Here is a 20,918-nt window from a genome sequence, read left to right on the forward strand (position 1 = left end):
GGATCAGGCGTATCGCTTCAGCACGGGCACCTTGCGCCACAGCGGCACGATGTCGAGCCAGCGCCGTAGGACCCAGAGCACCGCGAGGTAGATCGACCCGAGCACGGCGACCGCGATCAGCAGCGGGAGGGGGCCGAGCTCCCAGAGGATGCTGAACACCGCCCCTCCCAGGCCGAACACCACCAGCGGTGGCAGCATGGCGCGGACCAGTCGGCCCGGCTGCAGGTGCACGCCCATACGGCGGTGCACCTGTACGGCGGCGATCATATTGTCCGTCACGGCGACGACGAGCCAGGTGATCGCGGCGCCCCAGATCCCGAGGACGGGCACGAGAGCGAGGTTGCCGGCGACGCTGAGCGTCACCGCGATCGACTTGTTGTACATCTGCCAGGTGCTCTTGCCGCCCTGGATCAGGATGCTCTGCAGCATCCCGCAGGCGATCTGCAGCATGAGCGACACCGCGAGAAGGGTCATCGGCGCCCAGCCGACCACGAACTCCGGTCCGAACAGGGAGAGCACCGCGCCGCCCATCGAGATGGTGAGCACGTAGAAGGGCCAGCTGAGCAGGATCATCGCCCGCACGACCGACGTGTGCAGCGCGGAGACCCGAGCGTGCTCCGAGCGGGCGAGCATCGCCGAGATGGTCGGCGAGACGGCGATGCGCATCGCCTGATCGACGATGCCGCCGGCCTTGATCACGCGCGTCACGACGGCGTAGACGCCGGCGACGGAGGGTGACGCGATCGCCGCGACGATGAGCACGTCGGCCCATTCCAGGGCGATCTCGAGGGCGGAGCCCACCGAGCGGGGGAGGTTGAAGCGCCAGAAGGCGCGCGCCGTCAGCTGGTCGTCGTCGATCGAGCGCGAGCGCCGGCGGAAACTCCGCACCAGGGGAGCGGCGATGACCACGGCGCCGACGACGAGCCAGAGCGGCAGGGGCAGCAGCCATGCCTCGAACGCACGCCAGGCGGTTGCTCCGGCGAGGGCGAAGATCCCGACCGCGAGCAGACGGGAGAGCGGCAGCATCACGCTCTGGAGCAGGGTGAAGACGGCGACACCGCGCAGCATGCGAGCGGATGCCTCGACCACGCCGAGCACCGCGCTCATCGCGATGAAGGGTGCCATCGTGCGCAGGAGCGCCGCGAGCAGATCGGTGTCGTCGGGCGATGACATCCATCGTGCGAGGGCGTCGGAGGCGAACCAGACGACGATCGACATCACCGCGGAGACCACCGCCACGGGCACCGCCGCGAAAAGGATGATGCGCCACTCTCCGCCCTCGCGTGCGAAGGCGCGGTGCTCGGCGATGAAGCGCACGATGCCGGTGTTCGTGCCCAGTCTCAGCACCTGCGTCAGCACGGTGAAGATGCCCAGGGCCTGGAAGAAGATGCCCGTGCCGGAGGCGCCCAGCACCTGGCCCACGAGCACGGTGAGCAGAAGCGACGACAGGGCGGCGATACCGGAGCCGACCAGGCTGATCAGGCCTCCGCGCGCGAGCCGCTCAGCCGGCACGCTTCGTCATCCGGAAGGGCAGTGGTTCGGGACTCCAGTAGTCGGAGGGTCCCAGATACTTCTCGCGGAGGAGGACGGCCACGGCCAGGCACACGAACACCAGCTGGCGATCGAGGCCGTAGAAGAGCGAGAGCACGGTCGCGACGACGATGCTCGTGTGAATCCACAGCGTCGACAGGTTGGGAGCGTTGAACGTGCGCAACACGCCGGTCAGCAGGGCGGCGGCGAACAGAGCGAGGCCGACGAACCCGAAGCTGAACATCGTGTTCCAGATCGCGCCCTGCGTGCCGACGCTGATCTCGCTGAAGAAGCTGGGACGAGGCGCGCCGTACCCGAGGATCGGCGAGGCGAGCGCTCGCTCGAAGGTCTCGACGTACAGGTTCCCGCGGCCCTCCGTGGTGTCGGACACCTCCTGGCGGGCAATGATCCCGTCGAGGAAGCCCGACATCACCAGCACGGCGGAGACCGCGAGGCCGAGGACCGTGACCCAGATCGTCGCGAGCCACTTGCCGAGCATCGCCAGGCGGATGACGACGTAGACGACGCCGACCGCCAGGCCGAGGAACAGCCCGCGGTTGGTGGTGGCGACCGCGGGGGGCACGGCCGCGATGACCGCGATGACGAGCAGCCAGATCGCGCGGGCCGTGCGGTGGCCGATCGCCGTGCCGATGGCGATCGGCGTGAGGACCGCGATCGCACTGCCCCATCCGTTCGTATAGGCGAAGGGAGCGGACGGGCGGACGAACGGCTCCTCCGCGCCCCAGGGCGTCTGCACTTCGGCGAGGTTCGGGTAGACCAGTTCACGCACGTAGTCGTTGTCGGAGAGCACCGACGGCAGCAGCTGTCCGATCGTCATGGTCAGACGCACCTCCGGGAACAGCATCCCGAGGTATCCGCCGATGATGACGAAGATCCAGATATAGGTCAGGCCGTTGAAGATCCGCGCGGGGGTGAGGCTCTCCCGCGCATTGACGATGTAGACCATCGCGATCGCCAGCGCGATGAACTGGCTGAGCTGCACGCCCGTCGAGACGAACCGGCCCAGCGTGTCGATCATCAGCATGCACGGGATCATCCAGAGGGCGTAACCCGCCCACGGCAGCACGCCGGGGGCGACGAACAGCCTCCGTCGCATGATGAGGAACGCCAGCATCGGCACGGCCATGATGACCAGCGCGAACAGCAGCAGCCCCAGCATCCAGAAGATCGGATAGCCCCAGAGAAACACCAGGACCGGCCACGCGGGAAGGGCGCCGTCCTCGCCGACGCCCAGGCGCTGCCGCTGCCGTGCAGAGGCCGCGGGCCTGCGGCGGGTGGTGTTCGTGGAGGTCATAGGCTGCGGAGTTTGGAGTACTTCCTGCGGAGAGAGACGGCGAAGATCATCAGCTGCCACGCGAACAGGGCGACGTAGGCGACTCCGAAGACCACCGGCAGGCCGATGAGCGCGACGATCACGTAGGTCGTCGAGGAGTCCTGCGGCTGCTTGACGAACGACTCCATGATGCCACGCCGGCCGCGCTCGGCGTCGGGCTTCTCCGGCGGCGCCAGCTTCTCCGCGAGGATCTGCGACAGGAACCATGCCGACACGAGGGCCGAGAAGGCGGCGGCCACGATGACGACGGCGGTCACCGGCTGCGCGACCTCGAAACGACCGCCCTCGAGGTGGGTCCTCACCAGGTGCACGGCGATGGCGATGTGCACGAGGGGGGCGCGGACGGCGTCGACGACGTGATCCAGCCACTCTCCCGCGGGGCCGCCGCGCCGCTGGATCCTCGCCAGCTGTCCGTCGGCGGAGTCGAAGACGTAGCACGCGAGCAGCAGGACGGTGGCGGCCGGCCCCGCCCAGGCCTCGGGAACGGCGATGAGGATGCCGATCCCGACGAACCCGAGCAGGGCGCTGACCGCGGTGACCATATTGGGGGTCGCCCCCCACGACGCGGCCACGATGGCGACGCGTCCGCCGAGGGGGCGATTGATCCAGCGAAGGTAGGCGGGCACGCCCACCGCCGGTTTCCTGGCGGCGGTGAGCGCGCTTCGTGCCTCGTGTATCGGGATCCGACTCATCCGCGTAGCATACTGAGCGCCGCGTCGAAGCTCAGGTCCGCGGTGCCCCGGTAGTTCGCGTGAACCGAAGCCGAGAGCACGTTCGTGCCGTCGACGAGCAGGCTCGCCGGCACCGTGAACGTCACGCGGTTGGCCGAGGCGGTGGCGTACCGGGGCGCGGCCGTCGCGTACGAGTTCATCGTCAACGTGCCCGTGCCGAGGTTCGCTCGACCGAGTTCGACGCCGTTGAGGTACACGACCACGCCGTCATCCGCGATGACCGTGACCGTGCCGTCGACGACGCTCGCCGCGTCGGTCACGTCGAACTCGTGCCGGAACTGCGCACTCAGCGGCCGGGTCGCGAAGTTGGTCGGATCGATGTTCGTCGCGGCCCCGGCCACTCCACGGGCGAGGACGCCCTGGCCGGTGCTCCACGCCGAGTCGTCGAACGCCACGGCGTTCCAGTCCGCGGGCAGCGGATCGGCCGAGTACTTCCACGACCAGGTCGCACCGTTGTCGATCGTGACGGGGAGCTCGTGCTCCTCGGGCGGATCGGTCGTCGACACCTGGACGGTCGCCGGGGCGGAGTACCCGCCGATGCCGACGGCCTTGACCGTGTACTCGTACGCCGTCGACGGGGTGAGCCCGCTCTCGGTGAACGTGAGGGTCGCCGGGTCGGTGCTGCCGATGTCCTGACCACCGCGGCTGATGACGTACGCCGTCGGCGCGAGTCCCTCCGTCGGGGCGGCCCAGGTCAGCGTGACCGAGTCCAGCCCGCTGGTCGCCGTGAGCGCCGTGACGGCGTTCGGCGGCGCAGGCGCCTCGCCCCGTTCTGCCGTGAAGGCCAGATCGAAGCTCAGGTCGGCCGAGTTGCGGTAGTTGGCATGCACCGACGCCGCGAGCACGTTCGTCCCGTCGACGAGGACGCCCTGCGGCACATCGAAGACGACCCGGCTGCCCGACGCGGTGGCGTGGTTCACCAGAGCGTTCGCGTAGGTGTTCTGCGTCACGTTCCCCGCGGGAAGCCGCACGCGTCCCAGCTCGGTGCCGTTCAGGTAGAGCACCACGCCGTCGTTCGCGATGACCGAGATCTTCCCGTTGGTGACGGTCAGAGCGTCCTCCACGTCGAACGTGTGGAGGAACTGCGCGCTGAGCGGCTTCGTCGCGAGCCCCGTCGGGTCGATGTTGGTGGTCGCCCCGGCCACGCCGCGAGCGAACAGGCCCTTCCCGGTGCTCCACGACGACGCGTCGAATCCGGGGGTGTTCCAGTCGGCCGGCAGAGCGTCCGACGTGTAGCGCCACGACCAGGTCTCGCCGTTGTCGATGAGCGTGAGAGCGGATGCCGGAGCAGGAGCCACCACGAACGCCGCGGTCGTCGCCGAGCGGTTGCCCTGCGCGTCGCGCGCCCGGACGAAGTAGTTCGTCGCGGTGTCGGTCACCGGCACGGTGTAGGTGCGCGCCGTCGTCGAGGCGATGACGCGGTTGTCGCGCAGCACCTCGTAGGTCACGCCGCCACTGTCGGTCGACGCGTCCCAGTTCAGCACCGCATTCGTGCCGTTGTCGGCCGGGGTCGCGGTGATGGCGCCCGGAGTCGTCGGCGCGGTCGCGTCCTGCCGGTTGTAGCGGATGAAGCCGCCGGACCACTGCGGCACCTCGCCGGCGCGGACGGAGCGGCTGAAGTCGCCGCCGACCCACAGGGTGCCGGTCGAGTCGATCAGCGAGCCCCACGCGCCGAAGCCGCCGCGGGTGTTCACGGTCGGAGACCACTGCGGGATGTAGTCGCCGGTGGCGACGTCCCAGAGTCCGACGACGTTGATCTTGTCGGCCTGCGTCCACGACGTGCCCGGGTTGCTCCACGTGTAGCTGTCCTGGTAGACCCAGTTGCCGCAGTGGCATCCGCCCACGACGATGGAGCCGTCGGTCTCGACGGTCTGGAAGTCGCCGCCGTTGAGCGTGATCGACCCGCGCTGGAGCTGGAAGCTGCTCCGGTCGTACTGGAACAGCGAGTGCTCCGAGCCGCCGAGCCAGACCTTGCCGCCGGCCTCGGCGACGCCGAACTGGAAGATCGCGCCGGAACTGCTGAAGGTCGGCGCCCAGAGCGGCAGGACGGGCTCGGCGCCCTCCGTGGTCTGGAGCGCGGCCGCGCTGGTCGTGGTGTAGGTCACGCCCGGGTTGGTCGACGACACCTTCTGCTTGAAGTAGCCCGAGAAGTAGGTGCGGTCGCCCTGCTCGGCCGCCGTGACCGCGACGGACGTGCCGTTGAGGTAGGCGTTCCAGTTCGCGTCGGGCAGTCCGGTCACCAGGTTGATGCGACCGCCGTTCCACGTGTAGGCGCCGTTCGAGCCGTTCGCGGTGGAGAGGTGCGTGAAGGCTCCCGATACGTAGAGGAAGCCGTTGCGGACGTCGAGGCCGCGGATGAACGCCACCCCGCCGCTCGTCCGGTTCTCGGCGATGACCTGGGCGCCCGACGGGTTGCCCGTCTGCGGGTCGAGGAAGGCGATGCCCGTCTGGGGCACCCCGCCGACCGACGAGAACTCGCCGCCGACGGCGATCCGGCCGTCGGGCAGGGCGACGATCGCCTTGACCTGTCCGTTGAGGTTCGGGCGGAACGACGACACCCACTGACCGGTGTTCACGTCGAACGCGGCCAGGTAGGGCTGCTGCACCTGATCGGCGCCCGCCTCGGTGCGCTGCACGTAGCGGAAGTTGCCGCCCACGTACACCTTGCCGCCGGCTTCGCCGAAGGCTGCGACCTCGGTGTTGAGCTCGCCGCCACGGCCGTTGGCCAGACCCGAGACACCCCAGGTCGTGGTGGCCGCGTACGTGCTCGGCATGTCCTTGACGGTGGTGGCCGCAGCGCCCGTGGCCGGGATCGTCCCGAAGTCCATCGAGGCGACCTTCAGCTTCGGACGGAGCCAGACCTGGGTGAAGGGGATGGCGTATCCCTGACCGGCCGGCGCCCACATGTACGACGACGCATCGGCGCTGCCGCCCTGCGAGGAGCCGTAGGAGAAGCCCTTCGACCAGTTGTGCGACTGACGCTCGGTGAAGGTCACGCGACGGAGGTTGTTGTCGTTTCCGAAGTTGTTGGTCTGCTGCGTGCTGTTCGAGCCCGAGCCGTTGAAGGAGTACGAGGTGATGCGGTGCGCTGCCGCGAACGTCCAGACCCACCGGTCGCGCTTCTGCATCTTGAACCGGGTCTCCTGCCACTGCGTGCCCGCCGTGTTGGAGGCGCGGCGGAGGCGGATGCCGTCGTCGAGGGCGTCGACGCGACCGCTGTTCAGCAGCCCGTCGATCGTCTCTGACGGCAGCTGCACGGGCGTGAAGGCCGCGGTTCCGGTGATGTTGTTGCGGAGCTGCTCGGACGAGCGGATGCCGTTGTAGCCCTCCTGCCATCCCTCGCGGCCGCGGCCGACGAGCACCCAGCCGCCGCCGTCGGTGGTCTGGTCGCAGTAGAACTGCGCGGGAGCGACGAGCTTGGGCGTCACGAGCCAGTACACGCCGTCGGCGGATGCCGGGTAGTTCTGCTTGATCTCCCAGCACGAGCCCGCGGCGGTCTCCTGGGTCAGTCCGTCCGGAAGCGGTGCGGTGGCGGAGGAGGCGGCGATCGGCGTCAGCAGCGAGCCGACGAGGGCGGCGATCGCGACGGCCGCGCCGATGCCTGCTCGTGCGATCGGGGATCGCCGAGGCGTGGTCTTGATGTTCATCTCATTTTTCCAAGTCGGGTCAAGGATCAGGCTGCTGCGCAGTCCTGGGTCTCAGGGATGTCGTGCGTGGAGATCTTCCAGGTGTCGTCCTCGAAGATCGCTCCGTAGATGTGGGCGACCGGCTTGCCGGGCTTGTAGAGCGAGTCCTTCATCGAGTTGCCCGCCGAGTCGACGACGTCGATCCCGGAGGTGTCGATGCAGACCTTGAGCGTGATGGTCGCCGGGTCGGATGCGAGGTCGACGGCGATGGGGGTGACGCTGGTCACCTCGGCCTCGCCGACCTGCTTGTATCCGAGGTCGTACTGCTCGCGGGCCTTGGCCTCCAACTCGCCGAGGACCCAGCCCGTCGCGATGGCGTCCATGCCGACGGCTGAGCCGTCGCCGCGCTGCGCGATCTCGTCGCTGGCCGCGAGGACCGCGTCGAGAGACGACGTGGTCCTCTCGACTTCGGCTTCCTCGTCGTCGGAGAGCGGTCCGGTCGTCACGGCCTCGACGGCCTCGACCGGATCCTTCGAGAGACCCGTGTCATCCCCGCTGTCTATCGGCATATCGGTTGACGCCGACTGCGGTGCGGATGCACTCGGTGCGCCCACGACCAGATAGGTCGCGACGCCTGCCACGGCGAGCAGCCCGACGACTGCGGCGGTTATCCACAATCGGCGATGATGCTTCGCCTCTACTTCCATACTGCTCATCAGTAAGCCCCCTTCGGCTGTACCATTGCTCGGGCGGTCCGCCACATGATCTGCAGGTCGTTGATGACCGACCAGTTCTCGACATAGCGGAGGTCGAGGCGAACACTCTCGTCCCAAGAGAGGTCGCTTCGTCCCGACACCTGCCACAGACCCGTGATACCGGGCTTGATGTACAGGCGTCGGAAGATCGTGCCGTCGTACGCCGTGACCTCGCTGGGGAGCGGCGGTCGCGGTCCTACGACGCTCATGTCGCCCGTGAGCACGTTCCAGAACTGCGGCAGCTCGTCGAGCGACAGCTTGCGCAGCACCTTCCCCACTCGGGTGACACGAGGGTCGTCCTTCATCTTGAAGAGCAGCCCGGCTCCCTGGTTGGCCTCCTTGAGGGCGGCGAGCTGCTGCTCCGCATCGGTCTTCATCGAGCGGAACTTGACCATCCGGAACGTGCGGCCGTCGCGGCCGACCCGCTCCTGGAAGAAGAACACCGGACCGGGCGAGTCCAGCTTGATCAGCGCGGCGAGCACCGGGGCGAGCAGGCCGATCGGGATGAGCGCGACCGTGGCGACGGCGATGTCGAGTGCGCGCTTGAGCACGTGCACCCCGCCCTCGTAGGTCGGGATCTTCACCTGGATCAGCGGCAGCCCCTCGACGGGCGCGAACGAGATCCGCGGACCCGCGACGTCGGTGAGACGGCTCGACAGAACGAGCTCGGCAGCGGTCCCCTCGAGCTGCCAGCTCAGCTGCTTCACGAACTCCGGCTCCCCTTCGGGCCGGCTCGCGACGATGATGGTGTCGGCGCCCAGCTCGGCGGCGACCGTCGACACGGTGTTCACGTTCCCCAGAACCGGGAACCTCGTGCCTCCGATCTCCACCTCGCGAGCGTTGCCGTCGAGCAGGGTGGCGCCGACCACCTGGTAGCCGGAGGCGCCGATCGGGTGCAGCGTGCGCACCACGTACTCGACGTCATCCCTGTTGCCGACCACCAGCGTGCGGGAGGCGAACCTCCCGCGTGCGCGCTGCGCCTGGAGCCAGTGGCGCCACAACCACCTGGTCACCAAGAGCGTCAACACACCGACGGGCAGCCCCAGCAGCAGCGTCAGTTGCATCGACTTCCATGCGAGCAGCACCGCCACGATGGCGATGATCCCGAAGGCGAGCCCGCTGGCGTGGACCACGCCGCGGTACTCGGTGGCACTCGCACGGAACAACGCGGCGTCCCGCGTGTGCAGCGCACTGAGCATGAGGAACCACAGGACGGCGAGGGGGATGCCGTCGCGAAGGACCTCGAGCTCGGAGACGCCGGCGATCAGCTGGACCGTCGCAGTCAGAACCGCTGCGAACAGGATGACGGCCGCATCCGTGATCCGCAGGCGCATCCGATAGCGGCGTTCCCACTGACGGCGTCTTTCCAACGTTGCGGAGGCGCGCGGTGTGACCACCGTGTGCGTCACCGACTTGGTGGCTCGCGGAGCCGCGACCGGCAGGAAGACCGTGCCAGAACGAGAGATGCTCAGAGCATCCTCGACGGAAGTCATGCCGAGGCCCCTTGAGCCGTGAATGTACGCAGAAATCCCCAGTGCGACATCGATTTCCCCAGATTCCCCAAACCGTGAACCCCACGTTCCCGGCAATCGTCTGCGTCCCGACCCCTCGGGTCCTGCTGAACTCGGTGATCCCACTCACGGAGTGCATGACGCCGTCCCACACGGCGGTCGCTAGCAGCAGGCACAGCAGACTTTGATCACTGTAGCGGAAGGAGGCCGGGAGCGAAAGATTTCTCTTCCGAATGGATGTATCGATCCGCGTGGGGGTCTTCTCGAGCTCTCCGGAACGAGCCGGGCCGGATCTAGCATCGCCTCGGCGCAGCTGCACCATGCGCTCAGCCACGGCACCTTGGGGCACGGCATCACCTCGGCCAGGGTGTTCTGATCGGTTCTCTCCTCAGCATGGTCGGTGACCAGCATCCACGTCCGAGAGGAGCCCGACATGGCACGCATCCCCGCCGCCGATCCCACGCCCGATGGCCCGGCCTACGAAGGTCGCCTGCTCGATCGGGCGGACGAGGAGGTCGTGGATCAGGGCGTCGTCTTCGACATCCGCACGCTGATGAGCAGACGCGGCGTGCTGGGCCTCGCTGGGCTCGGGGCGGCCGCCGCGGTGCTCGCCGCGTGCACTCCCACCGTCTCCGGCACCTCTGCCGGCACGTCCACGGCGTCCACCACGCCGTCCACGGGAACCGACACCGATGCCGCCGCGGGCACGGCGGAGATCCCGGACGAGACGGCCGGCCCGTACCCCGGCGACGGATCGAACGGCCCCGATGTCCTCGACGACTCCGGCATCGTGCGCCGCGACATCCGCTCCTCGATCGACGGATCGGCGACCGACAAGGGCGTGCCCCTGACGCTCGAGTTCCAGATCCTCGACCTGGCCGACGGCGGCGCGCCGTTCGCCGGCGTCGCCGTCTACGCGTGGCACTGCACGGCACAAGGGGAGTACTCCCTCTACTCGCCCGGCCTCGAGAGCGCGACGTATCTGCGCGGAGTCCAGATCGCGGATGCCGACGGCAGGGTGTCGTTCACCTCGGTCTTCCCGGGCTGCTACGCCGGGCGCTGGCCCACGTGCACTTCGGCGACGACGCGGGCGCCTCGCAACTCGCGAGCGTCACCGGCGATGCGGCGCGCGGTTTCGCTGCGGAGCTCGTCGTCGGCGTCGGTCTGCTATGATCGGAATGCAACGTGTGTGCTGTGCCGCTCCCGGCCGCCGCGTCGCCACTGATCAGGGCCATCATCGGACCAGGCGCATCGATGCGCGCGGCATCCGCCCTCGATCGCACATCGTGCGGACCGCTTCGCGTGCCCGCCCAACAGCAATGAGCATCACCATGAGCACGACCACCTTTCCCTCCACCGACCCCCTGACCTGGAAGCAGGCCGACCTCGACGTCCACGTCGCGACGCGTGGCGGCGAGTTCGCCGGATTCGTCGAGTTCGACGGCACGGCGCACGTCACGCGCGACCATCGCGGCACCGAGCTCGGTGCCTTCCACACCCTCGACGACGCCCGCTCCGCGCTGGAGAACCGGGCCCCGTCGGCCCCGAAGCCGGCGCGCCCGGCGGCCGACCGCGGTCGCGCCCTCCGCCGGCGCCCGCGACGCGCGCGAGCCTGACGCCTGCACATCGGGCCGGTTCCGTCAAGGCCCCCCGATGTATTCCCGCCGGCGCATGGAGCCGGGGTTAGCGTGAGGTAAGCGTTCGGCGATCTGCCTGGGGCTTCCACAGCTCGAGGGCTCCGAACGGCGGGACGACATCATCTCCATCACTCAGATCGACACGACCGCGGCGACGCTGGGACCGATCCGACAGACCTACTCCGGGAACAAAGAGTTCCCGCCGATGGCGCAGGCGTACAAGCAGGTCAGCCAGGTCGTCAAAGAGACCGGCCTGCTGCGACGCGCACAAGGGTTCTACGTGTGCGTGGCGGCCGGCATCGTGGTCGCGCTCGCCGGACTGGTGACCGGCTTCCTGCTCCTCGGCGACAGCTGGTTCCAGCTGCTCATCGCCGCCGGGTTCGGACTGGTCTTCACCCAGATCGCGTTCCTGGCCCACGAAGCGGCTCACCGGCAGATCCTGAGCTCGGGCCCGGCGAACTTCCGCCTCGCGCGCATCCTCGCCGGCAGCATCGGCATGAGCTATTCCTGGTGGGACTCCAAGCACACCCGCCACCACGGCAATCCGAACCAGGTCGGCAAGGACCCCGACATCGAGGTCGACACGATCTCCTTCCTCGAGACCGACGCCGCGCAGTCACGCGGGCTGATCCGACTCATCACCCGACGCCAGGGCTGGCTCTTCTTCCCGCTGCTGACGCTCGAGGGGCTGAACCTGCACTACATCGGTCTCAGACACCTCACGACGAAGAAGAGCGTCAAGGGGCGCTGGACGGAGCTCGCGATCATCGCCGCCCGCTTCGCCGTCCTGCTCGTCCCCGTGTTCCTCATGCTCCCGCTCGGAATGGCGTTCGCCTTCCTGGGCGTGCAGCTGGCCGTCTTCGGCGTCTACATGGGCGCATCGTTCGCACCGAATCACAAGGGCATGCCGATCATCGATTCGAACGCCCGCCTCGACTTCTTCAGCAAGCAGGTGCGCACCTCCCGCAACATCCGCGGCGGCTGGTGGGCGACCTGGCTGATGGGCGGACTCAACTACCAGGTCGAGCACCACCTCTTTCCGAGCATGCCGCGCCCGCACCTGGCGAAGGCCCGCGAGATCGTGCGCGACTTCTGCGCGTCGAAGGACGTGCCGTACACCGAGACCAGCCTGGGCCGGTCGTACCTCATCGTCATCGAATACCTCAACCGCGTGGGGCTCTCGGCGGGAGCCGATCCGTTCGACTGCCCGGCATCGGCACGCTTCGGCCGCGCGTAGCGGGAACGGCGCGTTGCCGGATCAGCGGTCGCGTCGGATCCACTTGCCAGGGTTGACGATCACTCTTGGGTGAAGAGGGGATCACCTCGTCGACGTCGCGCAGGCGCGAGTAGTAGCCCGCGAACTGCGCGGTCAGCGCGAGGACGTCTCCTCGGCGTCGACGACGTCGATCGTGATCTTCTCCAGCGGCCGGTCGTCGTCGAGCTCGTCGTCGAGCACCTCGTCCCCCAGGAACTCCTCGGTCGCGCCGTCGGCGTCACGATCCGCCGACGGTGCGGTTCCGGCGATCGCCGCGGGAAGCTCGTCGTCCGAGAAGATGCCGTCGGGGCGGATCAACTCGCGCACCTCCGCCATGAAGCTGGTCAGCTGCTGCTGCTGCCAGCGCAGCTGCCGCGCGCGATCCTCGGCGTCGCGCAGCACGGCCGTGGTGTGGCCGGTGACCGACTCGACGATCTTCTGCGACTTCGCACGGGCACGCTCGAGCGTCTCGCGGGCGCGCACCTGCGCGTCGGCCTCGATCGCCTGCGCCTGCGAGCGAGTGAGGCGCTCGTAGTCCTCGGCCCGGGCCGAGATGCGCTGGGCGTGCTCGAGCGACGCGGCGACCTGCTCGTTGGCATCGGTCGTGATGCGCTCGGCGTGGGCGACCGCCTGGTTGTGCAGCACGAGGAACTCCTGCTGCGCGTCGTCCTGACGGCGCGTGAGCGTCTCCTCGAATTCGAGGACGCGCGCGTTCATGTCGCGCACCTCGCGCTCGGCATCCGCTCGCAGCTGGGTCGTCTCGCGCGTGACGAGCGAGCGCAGCGCCGCGGCGCCCTTCTCCGCCTCGGTGCGGATCGCGGTCGCCTCCTGCGCGGCCTGGTTCACCTTCTCGGCGGCGTGCGCGGCCTCGCGCTCGATGCGCGCCTCGTGGGCGGTGTACTCGGTGTCCATCTTCAGCCGCACCTGGTCGGCGTCGCGCTCGGCCTGGGCGGTGATCCGCTCGGCATCGGCATCCGCCTCGGCGCGCTGGGCGGCGACCTCGTCGCGCGCGGCGGCCATCAGGCGGTCGGCCTGCACGGCGGCGTTCTGGATCAGCACGTTGGCCTGCTCCTCGGCGACGCGGAGGATGGCCTCGAACTGCTGGCGCGACGGAGCGGCATCCTCTCCCTCGGCCTGCGGGGCGTCGACCAGCTCCGAGGTGAGCGTGGCGATCTGCTGCTCCGCGTCGGAGACCTTGGCGGTCGCGGCGCTCAGCTCGCCCTCGAGGGCTTCCCGGGCGGCGCGCTCCTCGGCGCGGACCGCGTCGAGCTCATCGGCCTGGCGCGTCTTCGCATCGGCGAGCTCGTCGGTGAGCTGCTGCACCTGTGTGCGCAGCGTGTGCAGCGCGGCATCCACCTCGCCCTTGTCGTAGCCGCGGAATCCCACGGTGAAGGCGCCCTGGCCCTCCTTCGGAGAGGTCTCGATCAGCTGGTCGAAGAAGTCGGGGGAGCGCTCGTCGCGATCGGTGTTTCCAGAGGATTCGCTCATGGGCTCCAGCCTACTTGCGCAGGCTGCCGCGCGCGCCCCTCGATTCGCCTCCGAGAGCGCGAACCGCCGCGGTCAGCGCGAGGAGATGAGGTGATCGAGGACGAGCTCTCCGGTCGCGTTCAACGCCTTCATCATCTCGGCGATCACGTGGGCGTCGACCGGAGGGGCGTCGGCGCTGTCGAAGCCGAACTGCAGGGGGATGGCCGGATGGATCCATACGGTCGCCCTGCGGTCGATCCCCTCGTCGAGGGGACGCCAGGTCATCATGAAGCTCTCCTGGCGGCGGAGCTTCGTGGCGATCACGATCTTCAGGTGCGCCAGCGTGACGTCTTCGATGAGGATCGGATCGGAAGTGCCGTCGTAGCGGAGTCTGCCCATGGGTGAACCGTACACCCGGGGGCGTTCCTTGCCTCTCCGCGGCGGATGCGCAATCCCCTTCTCCGAAGGTGCCGTGCGGGCTACATTCCCCGGATGACGGACGACGGGGAGGCAGCGGAGATGAGCGAAGTCCGAACCATGGTGCGCACCCGGGTGGCGGTGGACGACGTCGGCTTCCTGCTGGCCCAGGGACAAGACATCGACGCCATCAAACAGGAGATCGAGTCGGCGATGCGGACGGGCCCCCGATTCGTCGACCTCATCGTGGTCGGGAACCGTTCGGTGAGCATCCTCATCTCCGCGCAGATGCACATCGTGATCACGGTCGAGACCGCGCCGTTCGATGAGCGCGACACCGGCGATGACACCGCTCCCTTCGGCGGGCTCTTCGATCTCCTCTGAGCAGTTCGCCCCAGGGTGAGGCGCTCCCGGGCGCAGAGGTCGCGCACTGGTACGTTGACGGCGGTGGACACGGCGTCCCTGGGGCCGATCGAGCAAGAAAGACACGTGCAGATGAAGCGCACCTCGCGGTGGCGTCTTGCGCGCGCAGGAATCGTCGCGGCTCTGGCGCTGGTCGCAGGTGTGTTGGTGCCCGCGGCGTCGACCCTCTCGCCGGCGGCGGCGGCGACCGATGGACAGATGGTCTATCCGGCTTCGGGCAACATCCAGTCGAAGGTCGGAGACGGATGCCGGGGCAACTACCGCGCCCACGAGGGCATCGACATCACCGGGGCGGGCGGAGCGCCCATCCTCGCGGCCTACGACGGGGTCATCAAGGTCCGCACCTCGAACAGCGGCTACGGCTACTACACCGACATCGAGCACCCGGGCGGCTACACCACCCGCTACGGGCACATGGCATCGCCCGGCTACTACCCGCCGGGCACGCGGGTGACCCGGGGCCAGGAGATCGGGATCGTCGGCAAGACCGGCGCCACCTCGGCATACCACCTGCACTTCGAGGTGCGCTTGAACGGTGCCGTCTACACGGCGATCAACGGCGGCTTCACCTGTCTCTCGAATGTCACCCGCGGCACCCTCATGCCGCTGGTCATCCCCGGGCTCGGCACCGGACCACGAGCCTCGATCGCCTCGGCCGACTACAACGGAGACGGCCGCGCCGATCTGCTCGTCGTCGCCGGCAACGCCGACCTGCAGCTGCGCACCGGCCTGGGCGGCGGCAGCTTCCACGCACCGTCGACGCCCTTCGTCGCCTTCGCCGACTACCGCCGGCACATCACCCATACCGAGTTCACGGGCGACGGCAGGGCCGATCTGCTGGTCGCGCGGGGCGATGGCGTACTGGAGCTCTTCCCCGGAACGGGGACGGGCGGGTTCCAGGCGGGAAGGACCGTGGGCAACGGCTGGTACGACATGCTGCACATCACCTCGGGCGCCGACTACACCGGTGACGGCAAGCAAGACGTGGTCGCGGTCTCGTCCACGGGTGTCATGACCATCTACCGCGGCAACGGCGCCGGCGGGTTCGCCACCCCCTACGTCCTCCTCGGAGGCGGGTGGGAGGGCTTCCGCTCCCTCGTCGGCGGCGACTTCGACAACGACGGTCGCGGCGACCTGATCGGCATCGATGACACCGGCACCCTCTACTTCTATCCCGGCGTCGCCAACGGGTTCGGGGCTCGGCGGAGCATCGGCGACGGCTGGCTCGAGTTCACCGCCGTCACCGGCGGCGTCGACTACACCAGCGACGACCGCGCCGACCTGCTGGGCCGCACGCCGTCGGGCGAGCTCTACGTGTATCCCGGGCTCGGCAACGGCACCTTCAACACGCGCGTCCTCGTGGGGGCGGACTGGGCTGCGCACCTCGCGATCGAGTAGACGGGGAGCGGATGCCGCCGGTGCACGGCATCCGCGTATCGTGGGCGCATGGCCGACCCGACCCTCGATGAGATCGCGACGGCGCTGTATGCCGGAGCGCCCGACGACTTCGTCTCCGCCCGCACCGCCCGCGCCACCGAGATCGCATCGCCCGAGCTCGCGAAAGAGGTCAGGGCCCTCAAGAAGCCGTCCGTCGCGGCGTGGGTGGTGAACGTCTTCGCTCAGGAGCGCGCAGACCAGCTGGGCCAGGCGCTGCAGCTGGCCGCGGAGCTGCGGGAGGCGCAGGACGACCTCGATGCGCCGGCTCTCGCCAAGCTCGGCCGTGACAGGAGGCAGCTGACGCGGCGACTCGCCGAGACCGCCGCCGATCTCGCCGAGTCGAGAGGGGAACGGGTCACGTCCGCGACGCGGGAAGCGGTCGAGCAGACCATCTCGGCCGCCTTCTTCGATCCGGATGCCGCGGCCGCGGTCGCATCCGGTCGGCTGGTGCGTGCTCTGGAGCCGACAGCGAGCGCCGACGACATCCGCGCATCGGTCGTCGGGGAGGTCGCGCTGACACCCACGGCGCCCGAGCCTCCGGCCGACGAGCTGAAGGCGCGGCGACTGCGTCGCGACGCCGAGCGGCGGCTGAACGCGGCCGAGAAGGATCTCGCCGCGGCGGAGCGGGAGCTGGCCCGCCGAGAGAAGGAGCTGCGGTCGCTGCAGGAGCGCGCCGACGACCTGTCGGATCAGGCCGCACGCCTCGAACGCGAACTCGACGCCCTGCGAACCCAGGTGAAGCGCGTGCACGGCGACCTGCCCGACGCTGAGCGCGAGCGGGGTGAGGCGTCGGAGAAGAAGGATGCCGCCGCGTCGGCGGTCGACGAGGCGCGGCAGGCTCTCGACGAGCTCTGAGCGGGACGGATGCGTTCGGTCGGTCTGCGGCGTCTGCGTTCGCCGGTGTGCGCGTCTGCGTTCGCCGGTCTGCGCGTCTGCCTTCAGGGGAGGAGGCGGAAGCGTCCGGGCAGGAACGGCAGCGCCGGTGCCCGGTATTCGACCGCGGACGTCGTGGCGGGGTCGACCGTGATCTCCGCCTGTCCGAACCGCCACAGCCGGGTGAAGAGGTACGCGCCGACGACGACCGGAGCGCCGCGCGGCACCTGCCAGGTTCCCCGGCCCCACTGCGTCGGCTGGCCGCGACCCTCGATCACGAGGGTCGGCCGGATACCCGCATAGAGGGCGAACCACGGCTTGTGCAGCACCAGTTCGATGCGGCGCGAGCCGCCGGTCTCACCCACTCAGCCCCCTGACGGGTTCTCCACGGGCGTGCCGTCGTCGTCGAGCGTGTGCTCGGTCGTCTGGGGATCGGCCTGCTCGGGGGCGTCGCCCGATGCCGTGTCGGTCTCTTCTTCCTCGCTCGGGGTGCCGTCGGTGTTCTTCGGATCGCTCATCGCTGCTCCTTCGTTCGTCGGCACGAGCCTAGACGGCAACGGCCCGCGGACGGAGGGCCTTGACGGCCGGGCAAAGCAAAACCCCCGCCATGTAGAAGCTAGGCGAGGGTTTCTGGAACCGTTGTAATGACGGTTCGTGTGGCTCCGACCGGCATCGATCCGGTGACCTTTCGATTTTCAGTCGAACGCTCTACCAACTGAGCTACAGAGCCGCGCGACGGCGATGCTGTCGCGTCCTAGACGAAGAGCCCTCTCCGAAGAAAAGGCTCGTCGCTGGGAGCGACCCTGACGGGACTTGAACCCGCGACCTCCGCCGTGACAGGGCGGCACGCTAACCAACTGCGCTACAGGGCCATACTTGTTTTCAATTGTATCGGAAGGTGTGACCCCAACGGGATTCGAACCCGTGCTACCGCCGTGAAAGGGCGGCGTCCTAGGCCGCTAAACGATGGGGCCGAGTCAGTCCCGGGGGACTTCCTTGCCGACGCTCAAGCATAAAGGATGATCCGAGCAAATCGCGAATCGAGGGCGCGGCACCTCCACAGACGTCTCTTCTCGGAGCACGATGGAGAGGTCACGCGTGCCGCGGCGTCCGCTGCTCCACTGGTGCGGATGTGAACGTTGTTGTTAGTGTGACACGTGTGAAACCGGCGGAAGGAGCCGAGTGAACGACAGGACCATCGTGGATGCGGCGGCCGCGGCATCCGACGACTGCGGGTGCGCGCCCACCCCGGCGGAGAGTCGTGCCTTCTCGCAGAACCGCATCAGCCGACGAGGCGCGCTCGGGCTCGGAGTGCTCAGCGTCGCCGCCCTGAGCGCCTTCGGCATCTCGTCCGGCGTCTCCGCGGCCTACGCCGCGTCGTACCCGAGCTGGGACGACGTGCAGCGCGCCAAGCAGAACGAGGCGGCCAAGGCCGCCGAGGTGGCCCGCATCGAGGGCCTCATCCAATCGCTCACGCAGAAGGTCGCCGAGACCCAGGCCGCCGCGCAGGTCGCGTCCGACGAGTTCTATGCCGCACAGCAGGCCTACTTCGCGGCCATCGCGGAGGCCGACGCGCTCCAGGCGCAGGCCGACGCGCAGGCCGCCGTCGCCGCCGAGTCGGAGCGCAAGGCGGGGCAGGTCGCCGCGCAGCTGTATCGCAACGGCGGCGACGACACCTCGCTCGAACTCTTCTTCGCAGGCTCGGCCGACCACGCCGACGAGCTCCTCGCCCGTCTCGGCACGATGGACAAGCTCCTCGAGTACAACCAGTCGGTCTACGACGACGCGGTCGCGGCGCGCAACTCCGCCCAGTCGCTCAGCGACCAGGCCGTCGTCGCGCGCGATGAGCGCGACCGGCTGCAGCAGGTCGCCGAGCAGAAGATGCAGGCGGCGCAGCAGGCGGCCGACGCGGCGCAGGCGGCGCTCGATGAGCAGACGACCAACCTCGCCACCATGCAGGCCCAGCTGGCCGCGCTGAAGGACACCACGGCGACGACGGTGGCCGCCTATCAGGCCGGCGTCGAGGCCGAGGCCAAGGCGCGCAGAGAGCGCGAGGCCGCGGCGGCCGCCGCGGCCGCCGCCGGCAACAGCGGCGGGGGCGGCACCCCCGGATCGGGCGGCTGGGTGCGACCGCACGGCGGGCACCGCAGTTCCGGGTACGGTCCCCGTTCACAGCAGTGCAACGCCAACGGATGCTCGTCGAGCTGGCACTACGGCATCGACCTGGCCAACGGATGCGGCGCCGCGATCTACGCGGCCTACGGCGGCACCGTCGACTACGCGGCAGCCAACGGCGGCTACGGCAACTACATCCGCATCCAGCACGGGAACGGCGTCGCGACGGGCTACGCGCACATCAAGCCCAACGGGTTCGCGGTGCGGCGCGGCCAGTGGGTCAACGCCGGTCAGGTGATCGCCTACGCCGGCAACACCGGCGGATCCTTCGGGTGCCACCTCCACTTCGAGGTCTACCTCAACGGCCGCTACACGAACCCGGCCGACTTCATGGCCGACCGCAACGTCTGGATCTGATCCCCGACCGACGCGGAAGACCCCCGGCCGCGAGGCGGAACCGGGGGTCTACGCTTCGACAGGCTCAGCGACCCACGGGGTGGGCTCAGCGACCCACGGGGTGGGCTCAGGGCCCCCCGGGGTGGGGCTCAAGCCGGTCGGGAGGTCAGTGGTCCTGCTCGCCGAACCGGACGATGGCCTCATCGAGGATGCGCTGCGCCTCGGCGGCGTCGCCCCACGCGTCGACCTTGACCCACTTGTTGGGCTCGAGGTCCTTGTAGTGCTCGAAGAAGTGCTCGATCTCCTTCTTCGTGTACTCGGCGAGGTCGCCGATGTCCTGGATGTGCGCCCAGCGGGGATCCTTCGACAGCACCGCGACGAGCTTGTCGTCTCCGCCGGCCTCGTCGCTCATCTTCAGCACCGCGACGGGGCGCACCTCGACGACCACGCCAGGGTAGATGGCGTGGTCCAGCAGCACCAGCACGTCGAGCGGGTCGCCGTCCTCGCCGAGGGTGTTGTCGAAGTATCCGTAGTCGGCCGGGTAGCCGAAGGTGGTGTAGAGCACGCGGTCGAGGTGCACTCGTCCGGTCTCGTGGTCGACTTCGTACTTCACGCGGCTGCCGCGCGGGATCTCGATGACGGCGTCGTGTGCGCCCATGCGTGTGCTCCTCAGGAAAGACGGGTGGATGCCGCCGACCAGCCTACCGGCGTCGTCTTCAGCGCGGTGCGTCGGGCGTCGCTCGGCCTCCGGCCCACAGGCGGCGCAGGAGGCGGGTCGTCGGGCCGCTCAGGAGAAGGAGCAGCAGCCCGGCGTATCCGTACGGCGCGAGGAACACGGCGATGAGGAGGGCGAGGGAGAACAGGATGATCGCCGACGCGTCGCCGAGCACTCCTTCGCGGAGCTCGGTGCGGGACGTGGTGGTGAGGCCGGGATGCCGCAGCAGGTACAACCACCCGGAGAGCGTGGTGACCTGCGTCAGGATCAGCGTGCCGATGTAGACGATCGCCTGCAGCGGATCGGCGTCCAGTTGCCCGATCATCGCGGTCGGCACGGGCAGCCACACGATGGTCGCCATCCAGGCGATGTTGATCCAGAGCAGCGGGCCGGTGATGGCCTCGACGTCACGGTACTGACTGTGATGCCCGACCCAGAAGGTGGCGATCAGCACGAAGCTGAGCAGGAAGCTGAAGAGCTGGGACGTGTGCTCGTGGAAGAACTCCGCCGTGGTGAGCTTCCCCGACGACGCGTCGGAGACCGCCTCCAGCAGGGGAAGGATGAGCAGCGTCATCGCGATCGCCACCACCGCGTCGACGAACGCCTTGAACCTCTCTGTGGTGAATCTGTGGGGCTGATCGGTCACGGCGTCAGACTAGTACCCCGCCCCTCTGCG

General features: G+C 68.9%; 19 protein-coding genes and 3 tRNA genes. 7 read left to right on the plus strand and 15 right to left on the minus strand.

Annotation, left to right across the window (positions count from 1 at the left end; translation table 11 throughout):
* Positions 1–3: 3 nt before the first annotated feature.
* From AB3M90_RS00115 to AB3M90_RS00140, 6 genes are read right to left on the minus strand one after another with little or no spacing between them, the layout of a single operon-like run.
* Positions 4–1,512, minus strand: a complete 1,509-nt coding sequence (locus tag AB3M90_RS00115; RefSeq protein ID WP_412949197.1) for a lipopolysaccharide biosynthesis protein — start codon at positions 1,510–1,512, stop codon at positions 4–6.
* Positions 1,502–2,845, minus strand: coding sequence for an O-antigen ligase family protein (locus tag AB3M90_RS00120; protein WP_412949201.1), 1,344 nt, complete (start codon positions 2,843–2,845; stop codon positions 1,502–1,504). The genes AB3M90_RS00115 and AB3M90_RS00120 overlap by 11 nt, the downstream gene beginning before the upstream one ends.
* Positions 2,842–3,576 (minus strand): CDP-alcohol phosphatidyltransferase family protein, encoded by a 735-nt coding sequence (locus AB3M90_RS00125; protein WP_412949202.1) that lies wholly within the window; start codon positions 3,574–3,576, stop codon positions 2,842–2,844. Before AB3M90_RS00125 ends, AB3M90_RS00120 begins: the two co-directional genes overlap by 4 nt.
* The gene (locus AB3M90_RS00130; protein WP_412949203.1) at positions 3,573–7,262 is read right to left on the minus strand and encodes a fibrinogen-like YCDxxxxGGGW domain-containing protein; all 3,690 of its coding nucleotides are present in this window, start codon (positions 7,260–7,262) and stop codon (positions 3,573–3,575) included. Before AB3M90_RS00130 ends, AB3M90_RS00125 begins: the two co-directional genes overlap by 4 nt.
* Positions 7,263–7,288: 26 nt before the next feature.
* A complete protein-coding gene (locus AB3M90_RS00135) occupies positions 7,289–7,957 on the minus strand; it encodes a hypothetical protein (RefSeq protein ID WP_412949204.1) in 669 nt (222 codons plus the stop codon).
* Positions 7,957–9,489: a sugar transferase gene (locus AB3M90_RS00140; protein ID WP_412949205.1), complete on the minus strand. Its 1,533-nt coding sequence runs from the start codon at positions 9,487–9,489 to the stop codon at positions 7,957–7,959. Before AB3M90_RS00140 ends, AB3M90_RS00135 begins: the two co-directional genes overlap by 1 nt.
* A gap of 451 nt (positions 9,490–9,940) precedes the next feature.
* Here AB3M90_RS00140 and AB3M90_RS00145 point away from each other — a divergent pair, with 451 nt between their 5' ends.
* From AB3M90_RS00145 to AB3M90_RS00155, 3 genes are all read left to right on the plus strand, one after another.
* Entirely contained in the window at positions 9,941–10,732 is a 792-nt protein-coding gene (locus AB3M90_RS00145; protein WP_412949206.1) for a dioxygenase family protein, read from the plus strand.
* 106 nt (positions 10,733–10,838) lie between these two features.
* Positions 10,839–11,123: a hypothetical protein gene (locus AB3M90_RS00150; protein WP_412949207.1), complete on the plus strand. Its 285-nt coding sequence runs from the start codon at positions 10,839–10,841 to the stop codon at positions 11,121–11,123.
* A 139-nt stretch (positions 11,124–11,262) separates the two neighbouring features.
* Positions 11,263–12,381 carry a fatty acid desaturase family protein gene (locus AB3M90_RS00155; RefSeq protein ID WP_412951177.1) on the plus strand — a complete coding sequence of 373 codons (1,119 nt, stop codon included), beginning with the start codon at positions 11,263–11,265 and terminating at the stop codon, positions 12,379–12,381.
* A 132-nt stretch (positions 12,382–12,513) separates the two neighbouring features.
* Here the strand turns inward: AB3M90_RS00155 and AB3M90_RS00160 are convergent, their stop codons facing one another.
* Together AB3M90_RS00160 and AB3M90_RS00165 are read right to left on the minus strand one after the other, a co-directional pair.
* Positions 12,514–13,887 (minus strand): coiled-coil domain-containing protein, encoded by a 1,374-nt coding sequence (locus tag AB3M90_RS00160; RefSeq protein ID WP_412949208.1) that lies wholly within the window; start codon positions 13,885–13,887, stop codon positions 12,514–12,516.
* 72 nt (positions 13,888–13,959) lie between these two features.
* Positions 13,960–14,265 (minus strand): DUF7882 family protein, encoded by a 306-nt coding sequence (locus tag AB3M90_RS00165; protein WP_412949209.1) that lies wholly within the window; start codon positions 14,263–14,265, stop codon positions 13,960–13,962.
* Between the two features lie 120 nt (positions 14,266–14,385).
* Here AB3M90_RS00165 and AB3M90_RS00170 point away from each other — a divergent pair, with 120 nt between their 5' ends.
* The 3 genes from AB3M90_RS00170 (at position 14,386) to AB3M90_RS00180 (ending at position 16,998) form a co-directional block, all read left to right on the plus strand.
* Positions 14,386–14,667: a hypothetical protein gene (locus AB3M90_RS00170; protein WP_412949210.1), complete on the plus strand. Its 282-nt coding sequence runs from the start codon at positions 14,386–14,388 to the stop codon at positions 14,665–14,667.
* Positions 14,668–14,778: 111 nt separating this feature from the next.
* A complete protein-coding gene (locus AB3M90_RS00175; protein WP_412949211.1) occupies positions 14,779–16,104 on the plus strand; it encodes a peptidoglycan DD-metalloendopeptidase family protein in 1,326 nt (441 codons plus the stop codon).
* 48 nt (positions 16,105–16,152) lie between these two features.
* Entirely contained in the window at positions 16,153–16,998 is an 846-nt protein-coding gene (locus tag AB3M90_RS00180; protein ID WP_412949213.1) for a coiled-coil domain-containing protein, read from the plus strand.
* An 83-nt stretch (positions 16,999–17,081) separates the two neighbouring features.
* On the opposite strand, the gene AB3M90_RS00185 is transcribed toward AB3M90_RS00180, so the two are convergent.
* The 5 genes from AB3M90_RS00185 to AB3M90_RS00205 form a co-directional block, all read right to left on the minus strand.
* The gene (locus AB3M90_RS00185) at positions 17,082–17,381 is read right to left on the minus strand and encodes a hypothetical protein (RefSeq protein WP_412949215.1); all 300 of its coding nucleotides are present in this window, start codon (positions 17,379–17,381) and stop codon (positions 17,082–17,084) included.
* Positions 17,382–17,534 carry a hypothetical protein gene (locus AB3M90_RS00190; RefSeq protein WP_412949216.1) on the minus strand — a complete coding sequence of 51 codons (153 nt, stop codon included), beginning with the start codon at positions 17,532–17,534 and terminating at the stop codon, positions 17,382–17,384.
* 139 nt (positions 17,535–17,673) lie between these two features.
* A tRNA-Phe gene (locus AB3M90_RS00195) sits at positions 17,674–17,746 on the minus strand.
* Between the two features lie 68 nt (positions 17,747–17,814).
* Positions 17,815–17,888, minus strand: a tRNA-Asp gene (locus tag AB3M90_RS00200).
* A gap of 29 nt (positions 17,889–17,917) precedes the next feature.
* Positions 17,918–17,990 (minus strand) — tRNA-Glu (locus tag AB3M90_RS00205).
* A 208-nt stretch (positions 17,991–18,198) separates the two neighbouring features.
* Between AB3M90_RS00205 and AB3M90_RS00210 the strand changes: the two genes are divergently transcribed.
* Positions 18,199–19,548 carry a M23 family metallopeptidase gene (locus AB3M90_RS00210; RefSeq protein ID WP_412949217.1) on the plus strand — a complete coding sequence of 450 codons (1,350 nt, stop codon included), beginning with the start codon at positions 18,199–18,201 and terminating at the stop codon, positions 19,546–19,548.
* A 145-nt stretch (positions 19,549–19,693) separates the two neighbouring features.
* Here the strand turns inward: AB3M90_RS00210 and AB3M90_RS00215 are convergent, their stop codons facing one another.
* Together AB3M90_RS00215 and AB3M90_RS00220 are read right to left on the minus strand one after the other, a co-directional pair.
* Positions 19,694–20,185 carry an inorganic diphosphatase gene (locus AB3M90_RS00215; protein WP_412949218.1) on the minus strand — a complete coding sequence of 164 codons (492 nt, stop codon included), beginning with the start codon at positions 20,183–20,185 and terminating at the stop codon, positions 19,694–19,696.
* Positions 20,186–20,243: 58 nt separating this feature from the next.
* On the minus strand, positions 20,244–20,888 hold the full coding sequence (locus tag AB3M90_RS00220; RefSeq protein WP_412949220.1) for a TMEM175 family protein: 645 nt from the start codon (positions 20,886–20,888) through the stop codon (positions 20,244–20,246).
* Positions 20,889–20,918 lie beyond the last annotated feature (30 nt).

The sequence above is a fragment of the Microbacterium martis genome (genome assembly GCF_047246685.1).
Taxonomy (GTDB): domain Bacteria; phylum Actinomycetota; class Actinomycetes; order Actinomycetales; family Microbacteriaceae; genus Microbacterium.